General features: G+C 45.8%; 8 protein-coding genes. All 8 read right to left on the bottom strand.

The features are described 5' to 3' along the window. Position 1: 1 nt before the first annotated feature. Positions 2 to 934: a DUF4249 domain-containing protein gene (locus FHS57_RS26070; protein ID WP_183978858.1), complete on the bottom strand. Its 933-nt coding sequence runs from the start codon at positions 932 to 934 to the stop codon at positions 2 to 4. Positions 935 to 939: 5 nt separating this feature from the next. Beyond that, the gene (locus FHS57_RS26065) at positions 940 to 3,297 is read right to left on the bottom strand and encodes a TonB-dependent receptor (RefSeq protein WP_183978855.1); all 2,358 of its coding nucleotides are present in this window, start codon (positions 3,295 to 3,297) and stop codon (positions 940 to 942) included. Positions 3,298 to 3,532: 235 nt separating this feature from the next. Continuing rightward, the gene (locus FHS57_RS26060) at positions 3,533 to 5,842 is read right to left on the bottom strand and encodes a glycoside hydrolase family 20 protein (RefSeq protein ID WP_183978853.1); all 2,310 of its coding nucleotides are present in this window, start codon (positions 5,840 to 5,842) and stop codon (positions 3,533 to 3,535) included. 138 nt (positions 5,843 to 5,980) lie between these two features. Then, positions 5,981 to 10,312, bottom strand: a complete 4,332-nt coding sequence (gene rpoC, locus FHS57_RS26055; RefSeq protein WP_183978850.1) for a DNA-directed RNA polymerase subunit beta' — start codon at positions 10,310 to 10,312, stop codon at positions 5,981 to 5,983. Between the two features lie 109 nt (positions 10,313 to 10,421). Then, positions 10,422 to 14,279, bottom strand: a complete 3,858-nt coding sequence (rpoB, locus tag FHS57_RS26050; protein ID WP_183978848.1) for a DNA-directed RNA polymerase subunit beta — start codon at positions 14,277 to 14,279, stop codon at positions 10,422 to 10,424. Positions 14,280 to 14,619: 340 nt separating this feature from the next. Continuing rightward, complete coding sequence (rplL, locus tag FHS57_RS26045) at positions 14,620 to 15,000, bottom strand: 50S ribosomal protein L7/L12 (RefSeq protein ID WP_028522387.1); 381 nt, start codon at positions 14,998 to 15,000, stop codon at positions 14,620 to 14,622. Positions 15,001 to 15,114: 114 nt separating this feature from the next. Beyond that, positions 15,115 to 15,648, bottom strand: a complete 534-nt coding sequence (gene rplJ, locus FHS57_RS26040; protein ID WP_183978846.1) for a 50S ribosomal protein L10 — start codon at positions 15,646 to 15,648, stop codon at positions 15,115 to 15,117. Between the two features lie 2 nt (positions 15,649 to 15,650). Beyond that, positions 15,651 to 16,349 (bottom strand): 50S ribosomal protein L1, encoded by a 699-nt coding sequence (rplA, locus tag FHS57_RS26035; RefSeq protein WP_028522385.1) that lies wholly within the window; start codon positions 16,347 to 16,349, stop codon positions 15,651 to 15,653. Between the last annotated feature and the right edge of the window lie 29 nt (positions 16,350 to 16,378).

Below are 16,378 nucleotides of genomic sequence, written 5' to 3'. Positions count from 1 at the left end.
CCTAATTGCCGTCTTTGGGTCTTGCTTTTTTGGCATCAATCACTTCGGTAAACGTGCTAACCGCCGCCGCGCCAAAGAAGCCCAACGCTTTGCGTCCCGTTGGATTGGTATTTTTTATATTGCTATAAATATTGGACGGAGCCGTTGCAAACAGTCCTTGGTTGTTCGACTCAGCCCGTACTTGGTTTAAGAAATAGTACCCTTCCAACGGAATGCTGTACAGCTCTACTTTGACGGTGTCTTTTTCTTTGTAAAACTCAGGCGAAATAGCCCGACGAATGGGCAAAATAAAGCGCAAACCATCGCTGTTGGCGCCTGGGCTAAACGCGGCATCGTACGCGATGGTGATTTCGGTCGTTTTGTTGAAATACTTACCGTTTTTGTAGCTCTTTATCCAGTAGCAGTCTCCCGCCCCAGTTGGGTCACGGGCAAAAAACTCCGCCGTATAGCCTTCTTGGGGTGCATCATCGGCGGGAGCAATCGGTAATTTGTCAAAGAAATAGGTCACTGAGTCAATTTTAGGAACCCGATTGAGCTTGCTCACGGCGGTATATTCTTCGGTTCCCATTTTGATGCGCAACGTGTAAGTTCGTCCTACCCGCCCGATGGTATCGCTGGCAGCCACTGGCTTCCAAACGTAGTTTCCATCTTTTTTAAGGTCAACAAAAGAAAATACCCCGCCTTTATCGTCGGTAACGGTCACGGTCGCGTTGAGGACTGGTTTTGCGGGGCTGTTATCAAAATACCCCGCCGATTCGGTCAGGCGAATGGTTTGGCTGGTTTGTTGGTTCGTTACCCAACCATCGACTACTAGCTGTGGGGCACCTGATTTTACGTCCAAATCCACCACATCTTCGCAGCTCGTGAGGGTTGCTACGGTCAAAAATGCGAGGGTAGTATAGGTCAAAAAAGTATGAAGCGTATTCTTTTTCATAGCGATTAAAATTTAAAGTTGTACGTAATGGCAGGAACCACCGAGCCAATCACCGCGTAGCGAACGGCTTCGGTTTTGAGGTTATTATCCTCATTTTGACGCACATACATCGAAAACGGATTACGACGATTATAGACGTTATAAACACTGAGTACCCACTCGCCTTGGCCTTTGCCAAAGAGTTTTTTCTTCGATTTAAGCGTCGCACCTAAATCGAGACGATGGTAAGCGGGGATGCGGGCAGCGTTGCGGCTGTTGTCCACATTTTGCGGCAACGTCCAGCCTCCCCATTCAAAGCGGTTGGTAGGGAAAGTCGCAGGAGTCCCCGTATTGAAAGCAAAATTGGCCGAGAAGCTCAAACGGTCGTTGAGTTGATACAATACCACCGTCGAAAGGTTATGGGTTTTGTCAAAACGCGCAGGAAACCAATTGTCATTGTTAATGCCTTCTATTTTACGTTCCGTACGCGCAAGGGTATAACTCACCCAGCCCGTCAGCTTGCCACGATTTTTTTTCACATACACCTCGGCTCCGTACGCCCGACCGTTACCAAAAAGCAGGTCACCTTCGAGGTACGTATTGAGCAACAAATCGGAGTTGGCTACGTAATCAATTTGGTTTTGAAGCTTCTTGTAATACACCTCCAACGAAGCCTCGTACATGTTTTCTTGAAAGTTTTGAAACCAACCCAATGCCACTTGGTCGGCTAGTTGTGGCTTAATAATTTTTGAACTCAACGTCCACACATCCAACGGCGAACTCGCCGCCGTGTTTGACAATAGATGCAAGTACTGAGCTGTTCGGTTATAGCTTGCCTTGATGGAAGTAGAAGGACTTACCTCTATTTTAGTCGAAAAACGTGGCTCCCAATTGCCATACGTATTTATCACGCCCGATTCGTATTTTTTCTCCGAAACGGGGAGTTTTCGATCCCCTTTTACAACTTCTAAAAACTCGTAAGCCGTCCCTGGGCCTAAATTTCGGAAATACGAATACCGAATTCCGTACTGAAACGACAGCCATTCGTTGAGTTTTTGGTCATTTCCGATGTACAAAGACGACTCGTCAGCATAACGTGGGTCTAAGCTAATGTTTCGTTCTTCGCCGCTCGAAATCGCCGTCGCTGTGCCTGGTTTGGTGCTGTAATTGATGTACTGTCCGCCGAAAGTAACGGTGTTGTTAGGCGTAAGATAGTACGTAAAATCGGGCTTCATACTCCACGTCTTAATGCTCGAATTCCACTTAAATTTATCCCCGCTTTTGTTCTTATTGTTACGATCCGATTCTAAACCATAGTCATAATTTGAGTAGAATGCGGTGGCATTCATAAACAATTTGTTGTTAAAAACGTGGTTCCAGCGAACCGTTGCCGTTTGGTTTCCCCACTCAAAACCAAAGTCCGCCCCAAAAACGTCGCGCCCGAAGTAGCCCGACGCAAAGACTGTATTTTTGTCATCAATGCGGTAATTGGCTTTGGCCGTAAGGTCATAGAAATAAAAACGTGAGTTTTTTAAATCTCCGTTCAAGAACGGCTTCGCCAATACGTCGATGTACGAACGACGCCCTGCCACAATGAACGACCCTTTGCTTTTAGCAAACGGCTGTTCGTAGCTCAAACGGGAGAAAATCGTCCCAATTCCGCCGTTGATTTCGCGTTTTTTGGCATTTCCTTCTTTCAAACGCACGTCTAAAATCGACGAAATACGGCCGCCGTACTGCGCAGGAATCCCACCTTTAACGAGTTTTACGTCTTTGACCGCATCGGGGTTAAAAACCGAGAAAAACCCAAACAAGTGCGAGGCGTTGAAGACAGGTGCTTCGTCGAGCAGGACTAAGTTTTGGTCAATATTTCCTCCCCTGACGTTGAACCCGCTGGCTCCTTCGCCCACGCTCGTCACTCCAGGGAGCAATTGAATGCTTCGCACCAAATCCACTTCCCCGAGCAAGGCTGGCATTTGGCGAATGGTTTTCATTTCCACCTTGTTGACCGACATCTCAATGTTCTTGACATTCTCGTCTTCTTTCGTGGTTTTGACAATGACTTCTTGCAGCTTCACACTTTCGTCCTTGAGTTCGATACTGAGCTTTAAATCGTCAGTAAGCGTCACTTTTTTCTCTACTTTTTCGTAGCCAATGTAATTGAAAACCAGCGTGTAAGAGACACCCGTTGGCAGGTTCAAGGCATAATAGCCGTAGTCGTTGGTCACGGTTCCGTTCCCTATTTCCCGAACATACACCGATACCCCAATCAGACTTTCGCCATTGGAGGCATCTTTGATGTACCCGCTAATCGTTCGTTTTTCTTGGCTGTACGCCCACGTGGCCATCCCAAGCCACAGCAAAATACTAAAGATATGTTTCATAGCTGACAATAAGTGGCAAGCCACCGTTACTTGTTAATGGATAAAAGAAGAAGTTTACATTTGTACTTTTTCGTTATAAAAACGAGGTAAACCTACGTTTTTGTTTAAAAAAATAAGACTAAATTGGGACAAAGTGCCAAAAAAGTGGCGTGAACGGGAAGAATACTCCCACCAACAAGAAAGGCGCTGTGGGTACAGCGCCTTTCTTGTTGGGTATGTCTAATAGCTTATTTTATCAATCTACCACCACTTCATCCATTGAAATCGTGGTCGGACGACCTGCTTCTGGATGACCTGCGGGGGCATTTCCTGCATTTTTAGCCCGAACCCGAATGTAACGCGCCCGCGCAGTTTTAAAGTCGGCCACAACGGGTAAAATTTGCCATCCACCTTCTAGTTGGTACGTCACAGGTTGCGCCAAGGCTTCTTTGAAACTTTCGCCGTCGCGCGAGAGGCCAATTTCTACCGAAGTTGGCGGGAAGATATTGTACAAAATCAGTTTCAAGAAATTGGCCGACACTTTGGTCACGGGTTTTACCTCGCCCAAATCAATCGTAATTTCCAAATCTTTGCCCGAAATCTGTACCCATTCCGCACTATTTTGAGGGCTTTGAGCTACTTGCCCGTCAGTCAATTTCTTTTTATCAGGGTCAGCCCAATCGTCAGGAGCATTGGCGTATTTGTAGGGTTTTCCTTTGGCGCGATGCACGAAGAATTTTTCCTCAAAAGTAGCGCCAGCGGTCGTAATGGCCTTGATGGTCGTGATTTTGTCCAACGTAATCGGCATGGTGTATTCCGTCGAGCTGGTCGTAGGCTGCTTGCCGTCGGTAGTGTAGTAGGTTTTACTATCTGAGTCTAATTTATCCAAACGCACCTGCAACTGCCCTTGGTTGTTGAACTGCGTCACCGCCCGAATGTCCAAAATACGTTTTGAATAATTGACTTTGAGGTAATCCAACCGTTTTAAATGTTCTTTCAAACGCATCGCAAAATCCTCAAAGTTTTTGACGCCCGAAGGCATCCAAGCCGATTCCGCAATGGCCGTAGCCCGAGGAAACGTCATGTATTCTACTTGTTCGGGTGTTGGCACATATTCTGTCCAAAGGTTTCCTTGTACGCCCAAAATGTATTTTTTAGACGCCTCGTCAAAGCCGTCGGCGGGGTCGTAGCCATATACTTTTTCGATGGGCAAATACCCACCAATCGCCAACGGTTCTTTGGCAGGATTACCTTGGTAATAATCGAGGTAATAGTAGGTCGTCGGCGTCATGATGACATTGTGCTTCTGTTTAGCCGCTTCGATGCCTCCTGACGTACCTCTCCAGCTCATAACAGTCGCGTTGGGAGCAACGCCACCTTCCAAAATCTCATCCCAACCAATAATGCTTTTCCCTTTGGAGTTGACAAACTTCTCAATGCGCTTTATGAAGTAACTTTGCAGCTCGTGTTCGTCTTTCAAGCCTTGTTTTTTAATCAATTCTTGGCAAAACGTACTCTTCTTCCACGCGTCTTTCGGGCATTCGTCACCGCCAATGTGTACGTATTTACTGGGGAAAAGCGCCATTACTTCCGTCAACACATCCTGCAAAAAGGTAAAGGTTTTTTCTGTGGGGCAAAACACGTCGTACATCACGCCCCATTTGGTGCCCACTTGGTAGTTTTTTGAAGGCTCACAGCCTAACTCTGGATAAGCCGCCAACGCCGCCGTTGCGTGCCCTGGCAGTTCGATTTCGGGGATAATCGTGACGTATTTCGACTGAGCGTACTTCACGATGTCTTTGATTTCGGCTTGGGTATAAAACCCACCATACTCTTTTCCGTCGTATTTCTGAGGGTAATTTTCTGAGTAGTGCCCCACAAGCGTTTCCTTGCGTTTTGAGCCCACTTGTGTGAGTTTGGGGTACTTCTTTATCTCAATGCGCCAGCCTTGGTCATCGGTCAAATGCCAGTGCAATACGTTCATTTTGTGCAGGGCTAGTAGGTCGATGTATTTTTTGACAAACGAAGCAGGCATAAAATGACGCGCTACGTCGAGCATCAATCCTCGGTGGACAAAGCGGGGTTTGTCTTGAATTTGGCAAACAGGCATTGTCCACGCGACATTTTCGACGGGCATAGGGCTAAAAACCGCCGTGGGTAACAGTTGAAGGATAGTTTGTAAACCGTAAAAAGCCCCTTGTGGCGTCGCCGATTCCAGAATCACGCGTTCTTTCCCTACCACCAATTTGTACCCTTCGTTTCCTAAGCCCAAGGCTTTGTTCAGACGAATAAAAATGGTGTTGGTCGCCGTCGGGGGAGCGGCGGGCGCAACCACCAAATTCAATTTAGAGGCTGTTTTAAGCGCACTGGCCAACGATTGCGCAATGGGTTTCAGTAAGGCATCTTTGGCAGTGACAATGATTTTGGTCTGCCCATTCACCACAAACTGCCCGTCGCCGCCGTTGAACTGCGCAGGAAAAGGCACCAAGTTGTAGCTATTGTCTTGGGCATAAAGAGAGGTACAACAAATGAAAGCGAGGGAGAAAACAAAAAGTAATTTCTTCATACGTAAATAATCGTCGTTTGGGGAACAAAGGAACTAAAAAACGGCAGCAATCGAAAAATTAGTGTGTAAGCGGCCAAAAACAAAAACGCCCCAACCGAAGTCGGGGCGTTTTCTTCTATAAACTCACGGGGAAACCTGTTAGTTTGCTAATTCACGTTTGCTACGACGCGAGCTGCTACGCTCACGTGATTCAGTCACGGTTTCGAGTTCTTCTTTCGAACCAATGATGTTTTTCTGGTAGCGACGTACACCCGTTCCTGCTGGAATAAGGTGACCTACAATTACGTTTTCTTTCAAGCCATCGAGCGTATCGCGTTTTCCGCGTACCGCCGCTTCGCTCAACACTTTGGTCGTCTCTTGGAAAGACGCGGCTGAGATAAAGCTTTCGGTACCCAACGACGCCTGCGTAATACCCATCAAGGTTGGTTGTGCAACGGCTGCTTTGGCATCGCGTGCCACTACCAAACGCTGATCCCGACGCTTGAGGGTAGAGTTTTCGTCACGCAAACGGCGCGCCGAAATCAACATCCCTGGCTTCACGTTTTCAGAATCACCCGAATCCTCTACCACTTTCATGTCAAGTACACGGTCGTTTTCTTCGCGGAACGTCCACTTATCTACGGGTTGCATTTCCAAGAAGTTGGTATCTCCAGCTTCCATGATTTCAACTTTCTGCATCATTTGGCGTACAATACACTCAATGTGCTTATCGTTGATTTTCACCCCTTGGAGACGGTAAACTTCCTGAATTTCGTTTACCAAGTATTCTTGTACCGCCGTTGGGCCTTTGATCGACAAGATGTCGCTTGGCGTAATGGCACCATCAGAAAGTGGTTCACCCGCTTTCACGTAGTCACCATCTTGCACCAAGATGTGTTTCGACAAAGGCACAAGGTATTTCTTACGTGTACCGTCTTTCGACTCGATATTGATTTCGCGGTTACCACGTTTTACAATTCCGTAGATAACCACCCCGTCGATTTCAGAAACTACCGCTGGGTTTGATGGGTTACGTGCTTCAAACAATTCCGTTACCCGTGGCAAACCACCCGTAATGTCACGCGTTTTACCGAGTGTACGTGGCAATTTCGCCAAAGGCTGACCTGCTTTTACATTTGAACCATCTTTGATTACCAAACGCGCACCTACAGGCAAGTTGTAAATCTTCTCATCGGCGTCGGTCAAGAGTGGGCTCTTACCTTTTACCAAGATACCTGGGTTTTTGGTACGGTCACGTGTTTCGATGATTACCATTTCTTGGAAGCCCGATTGTTCGTCGATTTCTTCGCGGAAAGTGATACCTTCTTCGATTGATTCGTATTGAGCAGAACCGTTAAATTCTGACAAGATTACGGCGTTGTAAGGATCCCAGTTACAAAGTTCGTGGCCTTTGGTAACGCGCTCACCTTCTTTCACAAGCAATGTCGCTCCGTAAGGAACGTTATTACCAATCAATACCTGTCCGTTTGACTCGCTGACGATGCGAATTTCACCCGAACGACCCATTACAATCGTTACTGGATTTCCTTCCGCATCCGTTGACTCTACGGTACGCATATCTTCAAACTCAATCTTACCTTCAAATTTCGCTCTGATGTTGGCTTCTACGGCGATGTTTTGCGCAGTACCCCCAACGTGGAACGTACGAAGTGTCAGCTGCGTACCTGGCTCACCGATTGACTGTGAGGCAATAACCCCCACCGACTCACCGATTTCGGCCATGCGCCCCGACGCCAAGTTACGTCCGTAGCATTTTGAACAAACCCCACTGCGGGTTTCGCAAGTCAATACTGAGCGGATTTCTACGGTTTCGATGCTCGTTTCGTCGATACGAGCCGCGATTTCTTCGGTGATTTCTTGGCCTGATGACAAAATTAACTCACCCGAAAGTGGGTCAAGTACATCGTGTACAGAAACCCGTCCCAAGATACGTTCAGACAATGGCTCAACGATGTCCTCGTTGTCTTTCAATGCCGAAATCTCGATACCGCGCAATGTACCACAGTCAACCTCGTTCACAACCACGTCCTGAGCTACATCGTGCAAACGACGTGTCAAGTAACCCGCATCGGCTGTTTTCAAGGCCGTATCGGCCAAACCTTTACGCGCACCGTGGGTAGAGATAAAGTACTCAAGTACGTCGAGACCTTCCTTAAAGTTTGAAAGGATTGGGTTTTCGATGATTTCTCCAACGCCCCCAGCAAGGTTTTTCTGAGGTTTCGCCATCAAACCACGCATACCTCCCAACTGACGTACCTGCTCGCGAGAACCACGGGCTCCCGAGTGCATCATCATATAAACGGAGTTAAAGCCTTGTTGGTCGTTCTCCAATTGGGTCAAAAGCGTATTGGCCAATTTCGTGTTGGTACGTGTCCAAACGTCGATGATTTGGTTATAACGCTCGTTTTCGGTGATAAGACCCATCATGAAGTTGTCCATCACACCTTGAACTTCTTCTTTTGCACCTTCGATGAGTTGCCATTTCACATCTGGGATTTTAATATCTCCCAAACCGATTGACAAACCACCTTTGAAGGCTGTTTGGAAACCAAGTTGCTTGATGTCGTCCAAGAATTGCGCACAACGTGCATTACCCGCAATCTTGAAGACGTGCCCAATGATTTGTTGAAGTTTCTTTTTCGTCAACAATTCATTGATATATCCTACGGATTCAGGAACGCACTGGTTGAACAATAGACGTCCTGCAACCGTTTCAATCAATTTTTTCTCAAGCGAACCATCCTCGTTACGAACTGTCACACGGCACTTGATGTGCGCATGTTTAGACACTTTTCCTTCGTTGAGGGCGATGATTACTTCTTCAGCACCGTAGAATGTCATTCCTTCTCCAGCGATAGGCACTTCAGGGGTCGATTTACGTCCTTTTGTTACGTAATAAAGACCCAATACCATGTCTTGTGAAGGTACGGTAATTGGCGCTCCGTTGGCAGGGTTCAAGATGTTGTGCGACGACAACATCAACAACGATGCTTCCAAAATAGCCTCTTGACCTAGTGGTACGTGTACCGCCATCTGGTCACCGTCAAAGTCGGCGTTGAAGGCCGTACATACCAATGGGTGCAACTGAATCGCTTTTCCTTCAATCAACTTAGGTTGGAAGGCTTGGATACCCAAACGGTGAAGGGTAGGAGCACGGTTAAGCAATACAGGGTGGCCTTTCAATACGTTTTCCAAGATGTCCCAAACAACGGGGTCTTTGCGGTCAACGATTTTCTTTGCCGATTTTACCGTCTTAACAATACCACGCTCAATCAGCTTGCGAATAATAAACGGCTTAAACAACTCTGCCGCCATGTCTTTGGGAAGACCACACTCGTGAAGTTTGAGCTCTGGACCTACCACAATTACCGAACGACCTGAGTAGTCAACCCGCTTACCAAGCAAGTTCTGACGGAAACGACCTTGCTTTCCTTTCAACATATCTGAAAGTGATTTCAAGGCACGGTTACCTTCCGAACGTACCGCGTTTACTTTACGGCTGTTGTCGAATAGCGAGTCAACCGCTTCTTGCAACATCCGTTTTTCGTTACGCAAGATTACTTCTGGCGCTTTGATTTCAATCAGACGCTTCAAACGGTTGTTACGAATGATTACACGACGGTAGAGGTCGTTAAGGTCAGACGTAGCAAAACGTCCACCATCCAAAGGTACAAGCGGACGAAGTTCTGGTGGAATCACTGGCACCATCCGAATCACCATCCATTCGGGACGGTTTTCGATGCGGGTGTTTGCGTCACGAAGTGCTTCCACGACTTTCAAACGCTTCAACGCTTCTGCTTTACGCTGTTGCGAAGTATCGTTTGCGGCATTGTGGCGCAATTCGTACGAAAGTTCGTCTAATTGCGTACGTGACAACAACAACTCTAGCCCTTCAGCCCCCATCTTAGCGATGAATTTGTTCGGGTCTGTATCTGGAAGAAGTTGATTCTCACGTGGAAGACGATCCATAATATCCAAGTATTCATCTTCAGTCAAGAAGTCCATTTTATTGACTCCATCTTCTGCTTTCACACCTGGTTGAACTACTACGTAACGTTCGTAGTAGATGATTTGGTCCAATTTCTTGGTTGACAAGCCTAACAAATAACCAATTTTGTTAGGTAAGCTACGGAAGTACCAAATGTGAGCAACAGGCACCACCAATTCGATGTGTCCCATACGTTCACGACGTACTTTTTTCTCCGTTACTTCCACCCCACAACGGTCACAGATAATGCCCTTATAACGAATACGCTTATATTTACCACAGTGGCATTCCCAGTCTTTTACGGGTCCGAAGATACGCTCGCAGAAAAGTCCACCCATCTCAGGCTTATAGGTCCGATAGTTGATGGTTTCGGGTTGCGTTACTTCACCGTATGAGCTTTCCAGAATAGACTCTGGCGAAGCCAAACTGATGGTAATCCGCGAAAAGTCACTATTGATTTTCTTGTTTTTCTTGAATGACATTTTCGATATGATTTGTGTGAAATTTTTGTTTAGGGTTTAGAGTTTACTATCTCAAGTTTAGCGTTGTATTACCAACCATAAATCCAAAACAGTAAACCCCAAACATTGATTAGTCCATCGTAATTTCGAGGGCAAGACCGCGTAATTCGTGAATCAATACGTTGAATGATTCTGGAATATTTGGCTTCGGAAGGTTTTCACCTTTTACGATTGCCTCGTACGCTTTTGCCCGTCCAATTACGTCATCGGACTTCACTGTCAAAATCTCTTGAAGGATGTGAGAAGCTCCAAACGCCTCAAGCGCCCAAACCTCCATCTCTCCGAAACGCTGTCCACCAAACTGTGCCTTACCACCCAATGGTTGCTGCGTAATAAGTGAGTATGGCCCGATCGAACGAGCGTGCATTTTGTCATCCACCAAGTGACCTAGTTTAAGCATGTACATGATACCTACTGTAACTGCTTGGTCAAATTTATCACCCGATTGCCCATCATAAAGTGGTGTACGTCCAAATTCAGGAATACCTGCTTCATTCAATTCAGACACTACTTGATCTTCGGTAGCACCATCAAAGATTGGCGTTGCGTATTTGCGGCCTAATTTACGACCTGCCCATGCCAAGATGGTTTCGTAAATCTGACCGATGTTCATACGCGAAGGTACCCCTAGAGGGTTCAATACGATGTCCATTGGTGTTCCGTCGGCCAAGAAAGGCATGTCTTCATCGCGAACGATTTTAGCCACAACCCCTTTGTTACCGTGGCGACCCGCCATTTTATCACCCACTTTGAGTTTACGTTTCTTAGCGATATATACTTTCGCCAATTTCACGATACCCGCAGGTAATTCGTCTCCAACTTCCAACGTAAAGCGGTCACGTTTGAAACGTCCCGAAATCTCGTTGCGGCGTTTTTGATAGTTTTTCACCATCTCAAACAACAGCTTGTTGGTCGTTGGGTCGTCCGTCCAGCCTTCGATGATTAAGTCACCCAAAAGGTTTACTTCTTCTGGAACAACGTAGCCACCTTCGTCACGGTACGGGTTTTTATCTGGGAAGATATTGTTGATGATGTTTACGCGGCTAAATTTCACGCCTTTACTCATGATTTCTTCGCCAAACTTGTGCTTCACTCCCGCACCCGTTTTACCATCAAGCAATTCTGCCATTTTGTCGATAAGAACTTCACGGAGTTTGCTCAAGTCGCGTCCGTAGCTCTTCATCAACACTTTCAACTCATCTTTTTGTTTTACGCGCTCATCGCGGCCTGGACGAGAGAAAAGTTTGGTATCTACGACTACCCCTTTCATCGACGGAGGTGCTTTGCGTGAAGCATCCTTCACATCGCCTGCTTTATCTCCAAAGATGGCACGGAGGAGTTTTTCTTCTGGTGTTGGATCAGATTCTCCTTTTGGCGTAATCTTTCCAATCAAAATATCTCCTTCTTTTACTTCCGTTCCTACGCGAACGATACCGTTTTCGTCGAGGTTTTTAACAGCTTCCTCACTTACGTTCGGAATTTCCGCTGTCAATTCTTCCTCACCGCGTTTTGTATCACGTACTTCAAGGTCGTACTCTTCGATGTGAATCGAAGTAAAAATATCTTCGCGTACTACACGCTCAGAAATTACAATCGCATCCTCAAAGTTATACCCTTGCCAAGGCATGAAGGCCACGAGGAGGTTACGTCCAAGTGCCAATTCACCCCCTTCAGTCGCGTATCCTTCGCTCAAGATTTGACCTTTCTCTACCGGTTGGCCTTTCAAAACCATCGGTTTAAGGTTGATACAAGTATCTTGGTTAGTACGACGGAACTTAATCAAGTCATACGTTACGATGTCGCTATCGAAGCTTACCAAACGCTGCTCGTACGAACGTTCGTAACGAATAACAATTTTGGTTGCATCCACAAACTCAACTACCCCGTTGCCTTCGGCTACCACCAAAGCACGTGAGTCGCGAGCTACGCGGCCTTCCAAACCTGTCCCTACAATTGGCGCCTGTGGGCGGAGCAATGGCACCGCCTGACGTTGCATGTTTGAACCCATCAAGGCACGGTTGGCGTCATCGTGCTCCAAGAATGGAATCATCGAAGCCGCTACCGATACAATCTGGTTTGCTGCAATATCCATCAAAGACACCTGCGCAGGCTCTACCATTGGGAAGTCACCTTCAAAACGTGTCTTGATTTTATCAACCAAGAAGGTTCCGTTATCATCCACCGACGCGTTGGCTTGGGCAATGTATTTAGAATCTTCTTCTTCTGCGGTCAAATACACAAGTTCATTCGACAACTTACCATCATTAATAACGCGGTAAGGTGTTTCGATGAAGCCCATGCTGTTGGTTTTTGCATAAACGCAAAGCGAAGAAATCAAACCGATGTTTGGTCCTTCAGGAGTTTCAATCGTACAAAGACGTCCGTAGTGCGTATAGTGAACGTCACGAACCTCGAAACCTGCCCGCTCGCGGCTCAAACCACCTGGCCCTAGTGCTGACATACGACGCTTGTGCGTGATTTCAGCCAGTGGGTTTGTTTGGTCCATGAACTGCGAAAGCTGGTTGGTTCCAAAGAACGAGTTGATGACCGACGACAACGTACGTGCATTAATCAAGTCGATTGGTTTGAAGTCTTCGTTATCGCGAACGTTCATACGTTCTTTGATGGTACGAGACATACGTGCCAAACCAACACCAAATTGTGCCCATAATTGCTCACCTACCGTACGAACACGGCGGTTTGACAAGTGGTCGATATCATCGACTACGGCTTTGGCATTGATAAGACCAATTAGGTATTTTACAATGGAAACGATGTCTTGCGTCGTCAATACTTTCGTTGACATCGCAATATCCAATTGCAATTTTTTATTGACACGGTAGCGGCCTACATCCCCCAAGTCATAACGCTTATCTGAGAAGAACAAGCTCTGAATTACTTCACGAGCGGTTTGTTCGTCAGGCGCTTCGGCGTTACGCAATTGGCGATAGATTTGCTCAACAGCCTCTTTTTCTGAGTTAGAGCTGTCTTTTTGCAACGTGTTATAAATGATATTATAATCGGCCATGTTCATGTCCTCACGGTGCATAATAATTGATTTCTGCCCCGAATCAAGGATCACGTCTAAGTCACCAGCCGTGATAAGAGAGTCACGCTCAAGCAACACTTCGTTACGGCTGATTGATACTACTTCACCAGTATCTTCATCCACGAAGTCTTCTGTCCATGTACGTAGTACCCGCGCAGCTAGGCGGCGGCCTACGGCTTTTTTCAAGCTGGCAGAAGTAGCAGGGATTTCTTCTGAAAGTTCAAACAAATCAAGGATTTCTTTGTCAGAACCGAAGCCAATCGCCCGTAGGAGGGTAGTAACTGGAAACTTTTTCTTACGGTCGATGTACGCATACATCACGTTATTAACGTCCGTAGAAAATTCAATCCAAGACCCTTTAAAAGGAATAATCCGTGCCGAGTACAATTTAGTACCGTTGGTGTGCTTGCTCATTGAGAAAAACACCCCTGGCGAACGGTGTAGCTGAGAAACGATAACGCGTTCCGCTCCATTAATTACAAAAGAGCCTTTTTCAGTCATGTACGGGATAGCTCCCAAGAACACTTCTTGCTCAATTGTTTCAAAATCTTCGTTATCGGCGTCATTACATTTCAGGCGTAGTTTTGCCTTCAATGGCACCGAATACGTAAGTCCACGTGAAATACACTCATTTACAGAGTATTTAGGTGGATCTAGTGCATAATCAACGAATTCAAGGACAAAGTTTTCACGTGAATCAGAGATTGGGAAGTTCTCTTGGAATACTTTGTACAACCCTTCTTTGTGACGTTCTTCGGCGGCGGTATCTAAATTAACGAATTCGCGATACGAGCGAAGCTGTACGTCGAGGAAGTCCGGATAATCAATAACGGGTTTAATCCGGGCAAAACTTCTACGTGGAGTTTGTTTGGTTACCAAGGCTTTACAAGTTTTTGGTGGATAAGAACCAGGCGACGTTCTAAGGATACTGAACGCGAGGACTCAAATAGTTAGTTTGCAAAAAACTTAGCTTGCCTCGTAGATTTTAGAATTTCGCCCCTGTGCATCGCCCCTACGAGTAGCGAAGTGTTTCAGGCAGAAACTCATTAAAGAAGAAACGCTATTGTAGTTAGATGTCAGATTAACTGCATTATTTCTGATTTTCGACTAACTGCTGCTGTTTTCAATAGCTAAAACAGCGGTACTTACTTAAACAGGAAAAGACCTGACACAAGGTCAGGCCTATTTCCGTTTATTTTGGGAGCGCTAAGCGCAGAAATTACTTGATTTCTACTTCAGCACCAGCTTCTTCCAATTGCTTTTTCAAAGCTTCTGCTTCGTCTTTAGCAATACCTTCTTTCAATGGTTTTGGAGCGCCGTCAACCAATTCTTTAGCTTCTTTCAAGCCAAGACCTGTCAAGTCTTTTACAAGTTTAACAACTTGCAATTTAGCAGCACCGCCTGATTTCAAGATTACATCAAAAGCTGTTTTTTCTTCTACAACTGGAGCTGCATCACCACCGCCACCTGCTGCTACCATTACTGGAGCTGCTGCTGCTGGTTCGATACCGTACTCATCTTTCAAGATTGCAGCAAGTTCATTTACTTCCTTTACTGTAAGATTAACAAGCTGTTCTGCGAATGCTTTCAAATCTGCCATTTTATTGTAATGTTAAAATTTGTTACGAGTTTTTTTGAATTTGAAAATTTAGTAATTTGAAGATTTGAAAAGGTCCATTGACTACTTCTCAAATGTTCAAATGTAGTACTTGAATTACCCTTCGCGTTCTGAAAGGGTTTTGAGGATACCAGCCAATTTGCCGCCTCCGCTTTGCAATGCCGATACGACATTTTTCGCAGGAGATTGCAACAAGCCAACGATTTCCCCGATTAATTCTTGTCTTGATTTCAGGGTCAAGAGCGTGTCTAATTGATTTTCGCCGATGAACAGGCTATACTCAACCGAAGCACCTTTAAGCTTCAATTTGTCGTTGCCTGACTCTTTACGAAATTCTTTGATCAATTTAGCTGCTACTTTGCCTGACTCTTGGTGAAACATGATGCCAGAGAAACCAGTCAAAACGCTTTCGTTAAATGACGTGTAATCTGTATCTAGTGTTTCAAGTGCCTTTGCAATCAGCGTGTTTTTAACAACACGATACTCTACTCCTTGGTTAAAACACTTACGGCGTAAGTTATTTGTTTCTCCAACTGTCATGCCTGCGGCATCAACAATATAGAAGTAAGGAATCGCCTTGAACTTGTCGCTGAGTTCCTCTATGATAACGGCTTTTTCTTCGCGTGTCATAATTATATTCCTGCAATCGTGCTTTTATCGATGATGACACCTGGACTCATTGTGCTTGAGAGGTGTACGCTTTTTACGTAAGTACCTTTAGCCGAAGAAGGTTTAAGCCTCATTAAAGTCGCAATCAACTCTTGAGCATTTTGGGCAATTTTATCAGGACCAAAAGATACGCGGCCGATACTAGCATGGATAATACCAAACTTGTCAACCTTGAAATCAATTTTACCTGCCTTTACCTCTTTTACTGCTTTACCAACTTCCAACGTTACCGTACCTGACTTAGGGTTAGGCATCAAGCCACGAGGACCTAAGATTTTACCCAAACGACCAATTTTGGCCATTACAGTTGGCATTGTAATGATTACGTCCACATCAGTCCATCCTTTTTCGATTTTCTGAATAAACTCATCCAACCCAACGAAGTCAGCACCAGCTTCTTTTGCTTCGGCTTCTTTATCAGGCGAACAAAGTACCAATACACGTACTTCACGACCTGTACCGTGTGGTAAAGCCACCACGCCACGAACCATTTGGTCTGCTTTGCGGGGGTCAACACCCAAACGCACATCAATATCTACCGAAGCATCAAACTTCGTGTAGGTGATGTCTTTCAGAATTTCTGCAGCTTTCTCGAACGAATACTCGATTTTAGCATCGTATTTCGCTAAAGCTTCTTTTCTTTTTTTAGTCAACTTTGCCATTGTTCAAAATGTCTTTACGTCCGCTTCGT

Source organism: Runella defluvii (assembly GCF_014195535.1).
Classification (GTDB): domain Bacteria; phylum Bacteroidota; class Bacteroidia; order Cytophagales; family Spirosomataceae; genus Runella; species Runella defluvii.
This window is presented reverse-complemented; position numbering and strand designations above follow the sequence as displayed.